At 40.2% G+C, this 14,313-nt stretch carries 15 protein-coding genes; 12 read left to right on the top strand and 3 right to left on the bottom strand.

The genetic code is table 11. From position 1 onward, the window contains the following. Nucleotides 1-204 precede the first annotated feature (204 nt). Complete coding sequence (locus EV282_RS14555; protein ID WP_130296487.1) at nucleotides 205-2,304, bottom strand: DNA topoisomerase III; 2,100 nt, start codon at nucleotides 2,302-2,304, stop codon at nucleotides 205-207. A 189-nt stretch (nucleotides 2,305-2,493) separates the two neighbouring features. On the opposite strand from EV282_RS14555, the gene EV282_RS14550 reads away from it, so the two are divergent. From EV282_RS14550 to EV282_RS14495, 12 genes are all read left to right on the top strand, one after another. After that, a complete protein-coding gene (locus EV282_RS14550) occupies nucleotides 2,494-3,711 on the top strand; it encodes an MFS transporter (RefSeq protein WP_130296486.1) in 1,218 nt (405 codons plus the stop codon). 132 nt (nucleotides 3,712-3,843) lie between these two features. Next, nucleotides 3,844-4,419 (top strand): bifunctional transcriptional activator/DNA repair enzyme AdaA, encoded by a 576-nt coding sequence (locus tag EV282_RS14545; protein WP_425590196.1) that lies wholly within the window; start codon nucleotides 3,844-3,846, stop codon nucleotides 4,417-4,419. Nucleotide 4,420: 1 nt separating this feature from the next. Next, the gene (locus EV282_RS14540; RefSeq protein ID WP_130296485.1) at nucleotides 4,421-5,329 is read left to right on the top strand and encodes a DNA-3-methyladenine glycosylase family protein; all 909 of its coding nucleotides are present in this window, start codon (nucleotides 4,421-4,423) and stop codon (nucleotides 5,327-5,329) included. Then, nucleotides 5,322-5,795: a methylated-DNA--[protein]-cysteine S-methyltransferase gene (locus EV282_RS14535; protein ID WP_130296484.1), complete on the top strand. Its 474-nt coding sequence runs from the start codon at nucleotides 5,322-5,324 to the stop codon at nucleotides 5,793-5,795. The genes EV282_RS14540 and EV282_RS14535 overlap by 8 nt, the downstream gene beginning before the upstream one ends. A 205-nt stretch (nucleotides 5,796-6,000) precedes the next feature. After that, nucleotides 6,001-6,540 (top strand): hypothetical protein, encoded by a 540-nt coding sequence (locus tag EV282_RS14530; protein WP_130296483.1) that lies wholly within the window; start codon nucleotides 6,001-6,003, stop codon nucleotides 6,538-6,540. A gap of 69 nt (nucleotides 6,541-6,609) precedes the next feature. After that, nucleotides 6,610-7,128 (top strand): GNAT family N-acetyltransferase, encoded by a 519-nt coding sequence (locus tag EV282_RS14525; protein WP_130296482.1) that lies wholly within the window; start codon nucleotides 6,610-6,612, stop codon nucleotides 7,126-7,128. 62 nt (nucleotides 7,129-7,190) lie between these two features. Then, a complete protein-coding gene (locus tag EV282_RS14520; RefSeq protein WP_130296481.1) occupies nucleotides 7,191-7,700 on the top strand; it encodes a DUF1572 family protein in 510 nt (169 codons plus the stop codon). 288 nt (nucleotides 7,701-7,988) lie between these two features. After that, nucleotides 7,989-8,999 (top strand): phosphotransferase enzyme family protein, encoded by a 1,011-nt coding sequence (locus EV282_RS14515; RefSeq protein WP_130296480.1) that lies wholly within the window; start codon nucleotides 7,989-7,991, stop codon nucleotides 8,997-8,999. Continuing rightward, nucleotides 8,996-9,553: a cysteine hydrolase family protein gene (locus tag EV282_RS14510; RefSeq protein WP_130296479.1), complete on the top strand. Its 558-nt coding sequence runs from the start codon at nucleotides 8,996-8,998 to the stop codon at nucleotides 9,551-9,553. Before EV282_RS14515 ends, EV282_RS14510 begins: the two co-directional genes overlap by 4 nt. A gap of 80 nt (nucleotides 9,554-9,633) precedes the next feature. Next, nucleotides 9,634-10,107 carry a DinB family protein gene (locus tag EV282_RS14505; RefSeq protein WP_130296478.1) on the top strand — a complete coding sequence of 158 codons (474 nt, stop codon included), beginning with the start codon at nucleotides 9,634-9,636 and terminating at the stop codon, nucleotides 10,105-10,107. A gap of 443 nt (nucleotides 10,108-10,550) precedes the next feature. Next, complete coding sequence (helD, locus tag EV282_RS14500; protein WP_130296477.1) at nucleotides 10,551-12,863, top strand: RNA polymerase recycling motor HelD; 2,313 nt, start codon at nucleotides 10,551-10,553, stop codon at nucleotides 12,861-12,863. Nucleotides 12,864-13,252: 389 nt separating this feature from the next. Beyond that, on the top strand, nucleotides 13,253-13,699 hold the full coding sequence (locus EV282_RS14495; RefSeq protein ID WP_130296476.1) for a DUF4385 domain-containing protein: 447 nt from the start codon (nucleotides 13,253-13,255) through the stop codon (nucleotides 13,697-13,699). Between the two features lie 28 nt (nucleotides 13,700-13,727). Here the strand turns inward: EV282_RS14495 and EV282_RS14490 are convergent, their stop codons facing one another. Next, nucleotides 13,728-13,913 carry a hypothetical protein gene (locus EV282_RS14490; protein ID WP_130296475.1) on the bottom strand — a complete coding sequence of 62 codons (186 nt, stop codon included), beginning with the start codon at nucleotides 13,911-13,913 and terminating at the stop codon, nucleotides 13,728-13,730. A gap of 107 nt (nucleotides 13,914-14,020) precedes the next feature. Further along, nucleotides 14,021-14,313: hypothetical protein (locus tag EV282_RS20335; RefSeq protein WP_165389477.1), on the bottom strand; the 293-nt coding region annotated here is incomplete at its 5' end.

The following is a 14,313-nucleotide window of genomic DNA, read 5'->3' as shown; positions in this document are numbered from 1 at the left end:
AAAGGGTAGTTGCTTTTGGCTTTTTTTCTCATCATTGCAAGTTGATTGGAGCGCAAGGTGTGAGACTCCTACGGGACGAGCGGTCAGGTGGAGACTCCTAATGGCGCAAAGCGGCAGGAGGCTCACCGCACGCCCCGTGGAAAGCGAGCAACCTGGAGCGGAAATCAACCACTTTCAAAAGCAACAATGTATGCGAAAACAGCCTTAATTTTTATCTTTCATCGCAGCTTTCAAAGCATCAGCTAAACTGTTGCCGAAACCTTCGTCTTCTTTTTTGTTGTTCGCACTGTATTTTTTCATGAGCTGCCGTTCTTCGCGTTTGGATACTTTCTTTTTCATTTCATCTGCTTTTTCAACGACATTACACGGCTTACACTGGAAGTAAGTGCCGGCTTTTCCGTTATGCAGCTCCATCTTTTTCTTGCACTGTGGGCAGCGTCTGTTTGATAGCTTCGGATCTTTACGACGGCGATATGAACATTCACGGTCAGAACAAACGAGCACTTTGCCGTCGCGCCCTTTAACTTCTTTAAGAAGTTTGCCGCATTCAGGACATTTTGAACCTGTTAAGTTATGAGCGCGGTATTCTTGTGAGCTCGTTTTGATTTCCATCACAAGCTGCTTCGTCTGCTTGCGGATATTCTCTAAAAACTCTTTCGGGTTGCCTTTACCCCGTGCGATTGATTCAAGTTCCTGTTCCCACTTAGCAGTCAGCTCAGGTGATTTTAACTCATCATTCACAAGTTCAATAAGCTGTTTTCCTTTCGGAGTAGGATGCAGCTTATTGTTTTTACGATCCAACACTTCGGAACCAAGCAGTCGTTCAATAATATCAGCGCGTGTTGCTGGAGTTCCGAGGCTGTATTTTTCCATTCGTGATAATAGGTCAGCTTCAGTAAAGCGAGCTGGCGGTTCAGTTAACTTCTTCTCCAGATTAACGTCTTTTACTGATAGTGTTTGACCTTCTTTTAAACTAGCTAGAGCTCTGGGAGATTCTTCCTCTTTTCCTGATAAAACTTTAAAGCCTGCATCAAGGACCAATGTTTCTCTCACGATAAATGATTCGCCTGCAACTTTTAATGTAGCCGTTAACGTTTCTGACTTATAAGCCGGGTAAAAGAGGGCGAGGAAACGGCGTGCGATCAGGTCATATAATTTTCTCTCTTCATTATCGAGGTCACCGAGGTGAAGCGGTTCATCTGTCGGAATAATGGCATGATGATCGGTAACTTTTGCATCATTAAAGACTTTCTTCGCCACTACATGTCCTTTTTGCTTTAAAAGACGCTGAACTTCTTCACGGTATCCGCCAGACATTCCTTGAAGACGGTCGTACATCGTGTTTTCCATATCCTTCGTTAAATAGCGCGAGTCTGTTCTTGGATACGTGACCAGCTTATATTGCTCGTAAAGTTTCTGCAGGACAGAAGACGTCTTCTTTGCTGAGAAGCCAAATCGGCGGTTCGCGTCTCGCTGCAGCTCTGTCAGGTCATAAGGCATAGGATGAGCTTCTGTTTTTTCTTTCTTTTGCAGAGAATCGACTTTTGCTGTTTGCCCCTTCACGTTATCCGCGATTTCTGCTGCTTTTTTCTCATCAAATAGGCGTTTTTCTCCGTTTCGTTCCCAAGAAGCTTTTAATAAACCAACTGTTGCATCGATTGTCCAAAAGTCTTTTGGCTGAAAGGAGTTGATTTCTTGTTCCCGCTCTAAGATCATCGCAAGAGTCGGTGTCTGAACACGTCCGGCAGACAATGGATCATCGTATTTGGTGGTGAGTGCACGTGTCACGTTAAGCCCGATCAGCCAATCGGCTTCAGAGCGGCAGACTGCTGATTGATACAGATTGTCATATTCTTTTGCCGGCTTTAACTGGTTAAACCCATCACGAATCGCTTTATCTGTCTGCGAAGATATCCAAAGACGCTTCACAGGCTTTTGCCATCTGATCTTTTCCATGATCCAGCGGGCGACAAGTTCACCTTCACGTCCCGCATCGGTTGCGATAACAAGCTCACTTAAGTCTTTTCTTTTGGCAAGCTGTTCAATCGCCCGGAACTGGTGGCTAACCTGGCGGATGATCTTCAATCCCATATGCTTCGGGATGATCGGCAGATCTTCTAATCGCCACTGTTTATACTGCTTGTCATAATCCTCGGGCATCTTTAATTCTACAAGGTGTCCGAGTGCCCACGTTACGATGTGTTTTGGTCCTTCAATATAGCTTTTATTTTGTTGCTTGCAGCCGAGCACACGGGCAAGATCACGCGCCACACTCGGCTTTTCAGCAAGAATCAGTTGTTTCATAACGTACCCCTTTCCACAATCTACTTTAGTCATTATAACAGAGTATAAAAAGAGGAAAGAAATGAGTAGAATTTTCGCGCCGATTTTTCAAAATACTGGTATACTAAAAACAATAATACTTAACCTTGTTGAGTACTTTTAAAGAGTATTGTATAACTGTTTCGGTGGGGCTGAGAGGGGAAAGAGAACATGTGGAGAAACCGGAATTTTTTAATCTTAATGTTTGGTCTGGCAGTATCAAGTACCGGATTGTGGGTAGGAATTATCGGCAATCTTGAATTTTTACAAAAGAATGTAGAGTCGTCGTTTTTACAAGCTCTCATTATTTTAGCGGGATTTCTTGTGGGAATCTTTCTTGCACCGATGGCGGGCAGGATTATCGACCGCAGCAATAAGAGGAAGGTCCTTATTTATGCTGGGTTTGCGAGATGCGCAGCTATCTTCTTCATGTATCTAGCGATCGCCTACAACAATGTTTGGTGGATGGTTGTCTATACGCTCGTTATCGGGATATCAGGCACTTTTTCACAGCCTGCTATGCAGACGATGCTTCCTTTAATCGTAAAAAAAGAGGAGCTATTGGATGCGAACGGTGTGAACATGAATATTTTCACCGCATCGCGGATCGTAGGAACAGCACTCGGCGGTGTTATGCTCGTTGGGATGTCGCTATTCGCTGTATACACGGTAACGTTAGTTTCTTATGTTATCCTTTTGATCTCAACGTTCTTTTTAAATGTTGAGGAAAAACCAAAAGAAACAGATAAGACCGGCCGTAAGGAAAACTTCTTCAGAACGCTTGGTGAGCTTTATCCAATCGTGAAGAAGCAGCCGAAAGTGGTTTATGGAATCTTTTTATTGATTCCAGCTTATTTATTTTTATCAGGATTTAATCTGATGGTTATTGAAATCAGTGACTTTCAGGACAATCCAGGGATAAAAGGGATTCTATATACGACAGAAGGAGTCTGTGTATTCATCGGGACGTTCTTGTCCAAGAAATTCTTCCGTGATAACCCGAAGCTTTCATACATGTTCGCGATCACATTTATCATCGCGACCGCACATACATCTTTGTACTTAGCAGATCATCCGGTGATGTCAGTTCTTTCTTTTGGATTGTTCGGTCTTGCAGCTGGAACACTTTTTCCGGTTGTGACAACAATCTTTCAAACGGATGTACCATCTGAGTATCATGGAAGGTTTTTCTCCATTAAAGGAATGGTTGATAATATTATCTTCCAGGTACTGATGCTTTTAACAGGATTGTTCCTAGACACGATCGGCTTCTTTAACATGGTGATCGGTTTTGGAATCACATCGTTCATTATCGCATCTGTCATTCTTCTTCAATATGTGGCTAAGGGGAACCGTAATAAACGAGGACCCGTAGCTGTAACTAAATAACAACTCAAGAAAGAGGGTGGCTTTGTACCACTCTCTTTTTATATTGAGCTGAATTAGACCATAACAGCAAGATTGAGGACGATTTTCCGTTTTGGTACTGATAAAATAAAGAAAAACAGCGGAGATGGAGGGATGAGTTTGGAGCATGTAAAGATGTCTTTTGATGAAATGTGGAATAAGATCATGGAATGTGATCGTTCTTATGATGGATTGTTCTATACTGCTGTGAAATCGACCAAGATTTTTTGCCGGCCATCCTGCAGGTCACGTAAACCAAAAAAGGTCAATGTAACGTTTTATGAGACGATATCGGAATGCGTAGAGGCGGGTTATAGAGCGTGCAAGAGATGCCAGCCGGAAATTGAACACTGTCCGCAGATTGATCTCGTAAGAAGAGCCGCCGGATATATGGTGAACCACCTTAATGAAAAGATTGTACTGCAGGATATTGCTGAACATATCGGTGTCAGTCCATTTTATTTGGAGCGGCTTTTTAAAGAAGAGATGAAAGAAACACCGCGTGAATATTTAGAGAAGATCCGCATCCACAAAGCAGCTTTCCTTTTAAAGGATTCACAAAAAACAAACTTGGAAATTTGTTTTGAGGTCGGATTTCGGAGTCCCTCTAATTTTTACAAAGCTTTTCGCAGAGTGGAAAATTGTTCGCCAAGCCACTACCGAAAATCTTTAAGAATAAAGGAGTCTTAGAATGCAGTGGAGTGATCATGGCGGATATTTAAAATTACAGCTTCCAGAAGAGTTCAGCTTTAACGAATGCCTTGTTTTTCTAGGAAGGTCAGAACTCGAACTGCTGCATCATATCGAGGACAAGCATCTTATGAAGCTGGTTCGAATAAATGACGAAGAGGTCCTTCTGAAGATTAGCAGTGAGGATGGTAGTCTTATTGTGGAGTTTTGTCTTGGAGCACCAGCTTATGCGATCAAGGAGCAAGCTGTTAAGTATATTTCTGAATGGTTTGACATTGAGCGAAATCTTTCCGGTTTTTATGAGATGGCTTATCAGGACAAAATCTTGCGACCGCTCGCTATTAAGTATTATGGCTTGCGCATGATAGGCATTCCGGACTTGTTTGAAGCGATTACGTGGGCAATTATGGGTCAACAGATCAATCTGAAGTTTGCTTATACGCTAAAAAAACGCTTAATCGAACACTTTGGAGAAAAACGGGATTATGAGAACACATCTTATTGGCTTTATCCCACACCTGAAAAAATCGCTGTTCTTCATATAGATGAATTAAGAAAACTTCAATTTACAAGCCGCAAAGCTGAGTATGTGATCGGTGCAGCTAAAGAGATGGCATCAGGAAGGTTAACGAAAGAGATGCTGATGGTTATCCCGGATCTCAAGAAACAGCATGAAACCCTTTTATCTTTAAAAGGGGTTGGAGCATGGACAGCAGACTACGTCATGATGAAATGTTTGCTGGAGACAACAGCTTTCCCTGTCGCTGATGTCGGTCTTCATAATTCGTTAAAAGAACAGTTGAATCTGGCTAGCAAACCGAAACAAGATGAAATCATAGAACTGGCGCAAAACTGGAGCGGCTGGGAAGCTTATGCCACGTTTTATCTTTGGAGGTCGTTGTATGAATAAAGAATTCAAACTAGACTATCAATCTCCAATCGGAGTCATTGAGATCATAGGCAGTGAAGAATGTATACAATCTATTATGTTCGTTGACAGAGATATCTCGATGGAACATCAGCCTTATGTTCCAAAGGTTTTACGAGATTGCTATAACCAGCTCGATGAATATTTTAAAGGGGAGCGTCAGATATTTACATTTCCTTATGAACAAAAGGGAACTTTATTTCAACAAACCGTCTGGGCTGAGCTTACTAAAATTCCGTTTGCAGAGACAGCATCCTACCGTAACATCGCATGCTCTCTTCAAAATGAAAAAGCGATCAGAGCGGTAGGAAACGCAAACGGTAAAAATAAATTAAGCATCATCATACCTTGTCATAGAATTATAGGTTCTAATGGAAGTTTAACGGGTTATGCAGGAGGGCTTTGGAGAAAAGAATGGCTTTTAAATCATGAAAGGAAGATGAGGTAAGCGAATAAATAATTATAGTAATAAAACTTTTAAGTGCGATTCAAGACTATTTAAAATAATCGGATAATTCAATCATATTAAGGCTTAAGGATTAATTTATATTTTTTTATAAAAAATGAAAACTTTTTAATTTACAATATTAAGAAAAAGTATTAAAATGAGAAAGTTCCAAAAAATAGAAATATAGATATAGGGGGCATTCTCAATGAAAAAATTCTTAGCAGTAACAGCAGCTGCAGTGCTTGCGCTTAGCGTAGGTTGCAGCAAGGAAGAAGAAAAGCCGAAAGAAGAAGCAAAACCAGCGGCAGCTACAGAGAAAAAGGAAAATGATAATACAGAAAAAATCACTCTTCTAAACTTTGAAGGTGAACTGATGCAGCAGCTTAGAGAGTATCATGCAGCATTTAACGCATATGCGGCAGGTGCAGCAAAAGAAGGCGAAGAAGCACTTCCGAAAGAAGAGCTTGATCAGCTTAAAGCTGATGCGAAAGCAGCTGGAGAAAAAGCTGTAGCAGAAATTCCATCCGTGGAAGTTCCTACTGAATTATCAGAAGAAAACCAAGCAACGGTTAAAGGTGCTTTAGAAGAGCTGAAGAAGTCATATGAAGCAAAAGTTGCCGGTTTAGAAGACGAAGCGAAAGCGGCAGAAGCTGACGAGTTGTTCACAGCTTTTGAAGAGAAGTTAAACACGATCCACGAAGACTTAAAATTAATCCCTGGAAAATTCATCAACGAACTACAATAATAGAACCAACTGAACTGCTGTCTCACTTGAGGGAGCAGTTCTTTTTGTATAAAGGAGGTTACATTTTTTTTGATACAGATCAGAGCAGAAAGAAACGGAGATCAGGAAGCCATTCGTCAAATAAACGATGCGGCTTTTAAAGGTGACAATGAATCGAGATTAGTGGATGCGATTAGGAAATCAGAGCTGTTCGTGCCAGAACTTTCCTTAGTTGCCGAAACTGATGGCGAGCTGATCGGACATATCCTTTTCAGTATCGTTCACATACAATCAGGCGACGTGGAAATCCCGACTGTGGCACTTGCTCCTATGGCAGTCGTTCCTGAACACCAGAACAAAGGTGTCGGGTCTTTGTTAGTAGAAGAGGGGCTGAAGAGAGCAGAAGATCAAGGATTCAAACATGTTGTTGTGTTAGGACATCCAGATTTTTATCCGAAGTTCGGCTTTGTACGAGCCTCAACGAAAGGAATCGAAGCGCCATTTCCAGTTCCTGATGAAGTGTTTATGGCCAAAGAGATCAAAGTGGGGTCTTTACATCAAATCATTGGAAAAATTGTATATCCACCTGCTTTTGATACGGTCTCATAGGATTTTTAAGAAAAGAGTAGAAATAGAATAAGAGATTCTATCTGTAAAAGGAGCTGTATAGTATGAGTCTTGCAAAAACGGATGTTTCTTCTGAGTATATGCGTTCTGTAAAGGCGCGTTTTCTGGATGCGAAAAACTATGCGGAAAAGACGTTTGATCAGCTTTCAGAAGAACAATTATTTTGGTACCCGAATGAAGATTCCAACAGTGTTGCCGTAATTGTTAAACACATGAGCGGAAATATGATCTCAAGATGGACAGACATTTTTGACACGGATGGAGAAAAACCAGACCGGAACCGTGATGGCGAATTCGAGAACACGATATCTAACCGTGAAGAAATGAAAGTGGTGTGGAACAAAGGGTGGGAAGTATTCTTTGAAACACTAGACAGTTTTAAAGAAGAAGATCTGCTTCGAAAAATTTATATTCGAAATGAGCCACACTCTGTAATAGATGCGATCGAGCGCCAGATGTATCACTATTCGTATCACATTGGCCAAATTGTTTATATTGCAAAAATGCTTAAAGGAGATAAATGGCAAACATTAACGATACCTAGAAAAAAATAATTTGAATTTTATAAAACATGGTTTATACTGGAAATATCAAATGAAAGGGGTGATGACAAAATGATTAAGAAATTCAATAAGAACAGTCATATCTTGTCCTCGCCCAACGGTTATAAAAAATAAACATTTAATCGATGTGCTCTGGTTCAGTGTGACTTCCAGGGGCTTTTCTGATTAAAAAACGTTAAAGCCAAACGGGCATTCTGCTCATTTGGCTTTTTCTTTTGTAGATTGCTCTGGCTTATTGAAAGGTTTAAAAAAATCTAATATAAGAGGTGCAATAAGCTAATGATGAAACTTAGTACAATGTTGAAAGTGGCAAGCACGGTAAACAGTGAATGGCGCAGTTCTATAGCAGAGAAGATTCTTGAGGACTGGGATTATGATGAAGGAAGTGTATATGCTTTTCGTTACAGTGCGAACTTTCTTTTCGTTTTTAAGAATGATGGAGAGACATATTTTCTACGATTCAATGAGGTGTCTGAAAGAGAACTCTCTTTACTTGATGCTGAAATGGAAATCTTAGATTATTTAGCTGGAACATCTTTGCGTACGGTGAGGCCAGCTTTATCGCTGAATGGAAAAAAGGTAGAGCGTGTGGAAGTGGAAAACGGAATTTATTACGCTTCTGTATTTAAAGCTCTGCCGGGTAAGCAGTATGAGATCAATGAACTTGAACAGGATCAGTTTTTTATATGGGGGAAGACACTAGGGAAACTTCACGCTGAAATGAAAAAATGCGGTGAAGCTGCTCCTTTCAACCGGTTAACCTGGAGGGATCATTTAAACTCTGCAGAAAGCTTTCTTCCGATGCAAGAGATTGCAGCAAAAAAAGAGCTTGCCTGTCTTTTAAACTGGGCAGAGACATTGCCGGTTACTCAAGAAAATTTCGGTTTGATTCATTATGATTTTGAATTAGACAATCAATGCTGGGAAGATGATGTCGCAGGGATTCTGGATTTCGATGATTGTGCCTACTATTGGTATGCAGCGGATATTGCTTATGCATTAAGAGATCTTGAAGACCAAAAGATGACGAACCCTTTGTTTGCTGAATTCGTTACTGGATATGAAAGCGAAACGATGTTGGATGCTGATCTAGTAGAGCAGTTACCGATGTTTAATAGATTCCATGATCTTATGATGTTTGTCAAACTGCTTCGTTCAGTTGATATTCCAGATTCAGCAGATCATCCGGAGTGGATATCGAATTTAAGAAAGAAACTGGTTGAAAAGATAGAGAAATATCGTTCTTCCTTTGAACGATTGCATGCTAATAATAAGGAGTTGTTAAAATGAAAAACGCACTATTAGTTATCGATGCTCAACAGGAACTGATCGATGGGAATAAAGAAGAACAAGCCGTTTTTAACAAAGATCAGCTAATAAAGAATATTAACCTAGTTATTGAAAAAGGGATAGATGCGGGAGCGGAGATCATTTTTGTAAGGGATCTAGACGTTGCAGAGGGCGAGGGGAAAGGTTTCGAAGTTCATTCAGAAATCCATGTACCCGAAGGCGCAGCATTTTTTAATAAAAAAGCCACAAATGCATTTTACGGAACTTCTCTATTAGACGATTTAAAAGAAAAAGAAATTAGTCATGTTGTGATGATGGGATGCAAAACAGAGCATTGCATCGATACTGCCGTAAGAATGGCGACAGTAAACGGACTCGATGTAACATTAGTCGGTGATGCTCATGCAACGACAGATTCTGCAGTGTTAAAAGCTGAGCAGATCATCGAACATCATAATAAAATCCTTCATGGCCATTATAACGTTGATCACTTCTCGGTAGTCAGGAAGACAAGTGAAGATCTCTTCAGCCCGATTCATAATCAATATCGATGATCTTTTTTTATTAGTCAACTGATTCTTCAGCTTGTATAATTAAAAGTGAATGTGCTTTTAACTTTAAGGGAGGCGTAAAGATGAGTGAATTAACGATTAAGAACTTTGAATTGTCACGAAGCTTTTTCCTGAAACATCTTGGCGAACTAGACGCAGAAACGGCTGAAGTTCAGCCTGAAGGATTCAACAACAATATTCTTTGGCATGTCGGCCATGTTTTAACAACGGCTGAATATTTTATGTTTGGATATCCAGAAAAATCAAATCATCTTCCTTTGAATTACATCGATCTATTCAACAGAGGAACAAGTCCTGCTGACTGGAAAGGTGAAGTGCCATCCCTCTCTGAACTAACTGCACAACTGAAGGACCAGATGGCTCGTATAAAAGAGATTCCAGTAGATCGTTTACAAGAAAAGTTGGAGAAACAATTTTTCGATTTTAAAAATTTCGGCGAATTGGTAAATTTCACTGTGTTTCATGAAACATATCACCTTGGCCAGATGCATGCGATGAAGAAAGTGATTGAAAAATCAAAAGTGCAACAAGGGTAAAGAAAAAAAGCTGTTTTCGTATCTATTGTTGCTCTTCTTCTGCCGCTTTGCGCCATTAGGAGTCTCCACCTGACCGCTTCATGGAAGTATCCTTGCTCCTACGTCTACAAGCAAACGCTACTGATGTGAGCTTCCTCGTCGCATGCCAGCGAGAAGCTTCTCATGTTGTAGGCACGCACCTTACACTTCAATCAACTTGCATAGGAAGAAAAAAGAACATCCAAAAAGCAACAATCTTTTTAGAAGGTCATATAAAAAGAGTGGGTTCCTTAAATGGAAACCACTCTTTTTCTGTAATAAACTATGTACTTTTTGCACATGATTATGCTATTATATAAAAGACGCGCGCTATTTTAAAGTATGTATATAGTAAGCCTTAATTATATTATATATCAAAATGGAAGAGCGTGTCAACAGAAAAATTTATGATAGGGAGAGATCGGATGACGACATGGAATCGGGAGCAGCAGAATGAACAAGAACGAGTAAATGAAGTAATCAAGGAACTTTCTCAAGCTACTTCTAAACTTCAAGAGCATCTAGGCGGAAAACGATCAGATGTGGTCCAAATCCGAAAAAACTTTTGGTCGGACGTTACCGTGAACCTGGACGATCCTGATGATGCCATCGAAACAGCAGCAAGTATCAAACAGCAATCTGAACTGTTATCTGAGATCGAGAGAAGTCATATTTCAGCGGAAGGCCGATTAAAAACATACGAAAAACTGAAGAACACACCTTACTTTGGAAGAATTGATTTTAATGAAAATGGTGAGAGTGATACGGAAAAAGTCTATCTTGGTATTGCTTCTTATTATGACGAAGCGACAAGTGAATTTTTAGTACATGACTGGAGAGCACCGATCTCAAGTTTGTATTATGATCACTCGCTCGGAAAGGCGAGTTATAGAGCGCCGAGTGGAACGATAAAAGGCGATTTAGAATTAAAGCGGCAATTCATTATAAAAAATGGCCAGATTCAGGGAATGTTTGACACCGGGGAAGCGATTGGCGATGAACTTCTTCAGCAAGTCCTTGGCAATCAGGCGAATACACAAATGAAAAGTATAGTAGCGACCATTCAAAAAGAACAGAACGCCATTATTCGAAACACGGAAAGTGATTTGCTTATCGTACAAGGAGCAGCGGGTTGCGGGAAGACATCCGCCGCATTGCAGCGTGTTGCCTATCTCTTGTACCGAGACAGGGAAACGCTACAATCCCATCATATTGTTTTGTTTTCTCCAAACAACATGTTCAATAGTTATGTCGCAAACGTTCTTCCTGAACTTGGAGAAGAAAATATGGAGCAGACCACTTTCCAAGCTTATATTGATCATCATTTAGCAAAAGAATTTTCTGTTGAAACGCCATTTGAACAAATGGAGGCTATCCTTTCTGGTGATGGTGAATCTTCACGTGTAGAAGGGATCAAATTTAAAGCGTCCGTTGATTTTCTAAACGCTATCCATCAATACGTTGAAAAGCTAAGTGAATCTGGTATGCAATTTTCAGATTTGAAGTTTCGGGATAAAACAGTGATCAGAGCGAAACAGATCAGTGAGTACTTTTATTCTTTAGACTCACGTGAAACGATTCCATATCGCATGAAACAAACATCTCAGTGGATTTTAAATGAACTGAAACTAGCTGAAAGAAAAGAACGTAAAAAACCATGGGTCGAAAAGGAGATTCAATTTCTAGATAAGTCAGTTTATACGAAGCTTTATGAACAGCTGCAAAAACGAAACAAATATGATGCTGATTCTTTTAACGATTTGGCGAGTGAACAGAAGGTCCTATCAGCTTATGTAACAAGGCTGGCGTTTAAGTCACTTCGAAAATCTGTTGAAGAATGTACCTTTTTAGATATGAAGAGTTTATATGCTAAGCTGTTTCAGAAAAATAATAAATTATTGCCAGAGTACAATGTGTGGAGTGAAATCTGCAATCAAACGTTATTTAATCTAAAACAAAACCATCTAGCGAATGAAGATGCAACACCATTTCTATACGTAAAAGAATTGTTGATCGGTTTTCAATCGAATGCAGCAGTCAGGCATGTGTTCATTGATGAAGCTCAGGACTTTTCGCCATTTCAATTTGCGTTCATCCAGCGCATTTTTCCGAGAGCCAGCTTGACTGTACTCGGTGATCTAAATCAATCCATCTATGCGCATGCTTCAGATCAATCTTTTTCCATGCTGGAGAACTTATTAGGTAAAAAGCATACTGAAACGATTACGCTTACGAGAAGCTATCGTTCTACAAAAGAGATCGTAGAGTTCACGAAAAGTCTTTTAAAAGATGATAGCGGAATTATCCCATTTAATAGACCCGGAGAAAAGCCAACTGTTGTGAAGGTGGATGCAGAAGAGCAGATTCACGAGGAATTAGATAGCCTTATTCATTCCTGGTTGAAACAAGGCCATGAAACAATTGCTGTCATCTGCAGGACTGCCAAAGAAAGTTTACATGTATATGAAAAACTAAAGTCAAAGTTAGATTTAAGACTAATGATTAACGAGGATGCAGCATTTCAAAAAGGGATAATTATCATCCCTTCTTATTTGGCCAAGGGGATAGAGTTTGATGCCGCAGCGATTTACGACGCTTCAGGCTATCAAAAGGAACGGGAACGAAAACTTTTTTATACGGTCTGTACACGCGCTATGCATGAGTTGACCGTGTTTTTCAAAGGTTCACCTTGTCCATTCATAAAAGAAGCTCCGAAGACACTATATAAAATCAACTAACCATTTCAAAATTCGCTGTTCTGCCGGACAGCGGATTTTTTATTTGACTCTTTTCTAAAGGCACTTTTAAAAGGTTGTTGCTTTAGGCTTTTTCTATTCTCATCATTTGCAGGTTGGTTGGAGCGCAAGGTGTGAGATCCTCGAAAATGGAAAGTCACATTTTCTTCGTGCGATGTAAAGCTGCCGAAGCCTTCCTTGTCCTACGGGACGAGCGGTCAGGTGGACTCCTAATGGCGCAAAGCGGGAGGAGGCTCACCGCACTTCCCGTGGAAAGCGAGCAGCCTGGAGCGGAAATCAACTACCTTCAAAAGCTACAAAGTCTACAAAAACCGCATTTTATTTTGAATTTCTTGAAATGGGGTAAGGATAAGAAAGAAGGAGGGAGATCAGTGTCATTTAATTATGATCTTGATTTTGAACATATCGATTTTAGAAAGAACCCTGAAAAATATAGAGTAGGACGCGGAGAACAAGGCGTGCTTCTTGTCGAGCCCTATAAAAGTGAGATTCTTCCTCATTGGCGTTTTAAAACACCAGAGGAAGCTAAGAAGTCTTCAGAGAAAATCTATGAACAATTTTTGGAGTATAAAAAGAATAAAGATTTCGTTGGCGCCGATATGGCAAGGAAGTTTCTGCAGATGGGTTATACCCGGGCAAGGCGATACACCAATTACAAGGGTGGCAGAAAATATGATGAAAACGGCGAGGTCAATGAGAGACAGATTGATCCCGTTAAAGCAAAATCAGCTTCGATCTTTGAAGAGAAGTGGAAGCTCGCCAGAACAGATGAAGAGTATTTAAAAATGAAAAAGGCACATCAAAAAGAGTTCGGATAAACACCTCTATTCTTCCTAGAGGTGTTTGTTATTGTTCTCCGCCTCCGCCAATTCCGCCGCCCCCGCTTGTGAACCGGTCACCCATCTGGTAGCTTGAATGTTCACCTGGCTTTGCTGAAGAATGATGAGAATGGTTGTTGTTCTTTTTGCGACGCCAATCTACTAAGAAAGCGAACAATAGAATGAACCCGATAAACAGAAAGAACCAAATCATGACAGACCTCCTTAAATACTCATATACTAATAAGCTATGGTCATCAGGGTGAAGTATTCGATTTTATTAAAACAAAAAACAGCAAAGACTTTTCACTTGTGATGTCTTTACTGTCGGCTTTTTCCCTCTAATTCGGTTTCAACTTTTAATATACGTTTATTTAACACTTGAGCTGTATCATCAAAGTGATGAATGATCATATCCGTGTAATCTCCCATACTCGTAATGACATTTGCATTGAGCTTACCTATCTTGTTTTCAATTCGCTTTTGCCCAGCAATCAAAATGAATTGTTGTTTCTTAAACTCTTCTTGATTAGAAGTTAAAGTGTCTTGATTAGAAGCAAGAGTATCTAGGCGATTGCTGAACTCTTCTTGTTTAGAAGCAAAAGAGTCTTGTT

Source organism: Fictibacillus sp. BK138 (assembly GCF_004216955.1).
Taxonomy (GTDB): Bacteria; Bacillota; Bacilli; order Bacillales; family Fictibacillaceae; genus Fictibacillus.
Note: the sequence above shows the minus strand (reverse complement) of the source record. Positions and strands in the feature narration are given on the sequence as shown.

What these genes read in the sequence shown, in the direction of transcription:
- EV282_RS14490 (WP_130296475.1), bottom strand. Translation starts at nt 13,913, where the DNA reads ATGATTTGGTTCTTTCTGTTTATCGGGTTCATTCTATTGTTCGCTTTC.
- EV282_RS14530 (WP_130296483.1), top strand. Translation starts at nt 6,001, where the DNA reads ATGAAAAAATTCTTAGCAGTAACAGCAGCTGCAGTGCTTGCGCTTAGC.
- helD (WP_130296477.1), top strand. Translation starts at nt 10,551, where the DNA reads ATGACGACATGGAATCGGGAGCAGCAGAATGAACAAGAACGAGTAAAT.
- EV282_RS14505 (WP_130296478.1), top strand. Translation starts at nt 9,634, where the DNA reads ATGAGTGAATTAACGATTAAGAACTTTGAATTGTCACGAAGCTTTTTC.
- EV282_RS14520 (WP_130296481.1), top strand. Translation starts at nt 7,191, where the DNA reads ATGAGTCTTGCAAAAACGGATGTTTCTTCTGAGTATATGCGTTCTGTA.
- EV282_RS14535 (WP_130296484.1), top strand. Translation starts at nt 5,322, where the DNA reads ATGAATAAAGAATTCAAACTAGACTATCAATCTCCAATCGGAGTCATT.
- EV282_RS14540 (WP_130296485.1), top strand. Translation starts at nt 4,421, where the DNA reads ATGCAGTGGAGTGATCATGGCGGATATTTAAAATTACAGCTTCCAGAA.
- EV282_RS14555 (WP_130296487.1), bottom strand. Translation starts at nt 2,304, where the DNA reads ATGAAACAACTGATTCTTGCTGAAAAGCCGAGTGTGGCGCGTGATCTT.
- EV282_RS14510 (WP_130296479.1), top strand. Translation starts at nt 8,996, where the DNA reads ATGAAAAACGCACTATTAGTTATCGATGCTCAACAGGAACTGATCGAT.
- EV282_RS14550 (WP_130296486.1), top strand. Translation starts at nt 2,494, where the DNA reads ATGTGGAGAAACCGGAATTTTTTAATCTTAATGTTTGGTCTGGCAGTA.
- EV282_RS14545 (WP_425590196.1), top strand. Translation starts at nt 3,844, where the DNA reads ATGAGTTTGGAGCATGTAAAGATGTCTTTTGATGAAATGTGGAATAAG.
- EV282_RS14515 (WP_130296480.1), top strand. Translation starts at nt 7,989, where the DNA reads ATGATGAAACTTAGTACAATGTTGAAAGTGGCAAGCACGGTAAACAGT.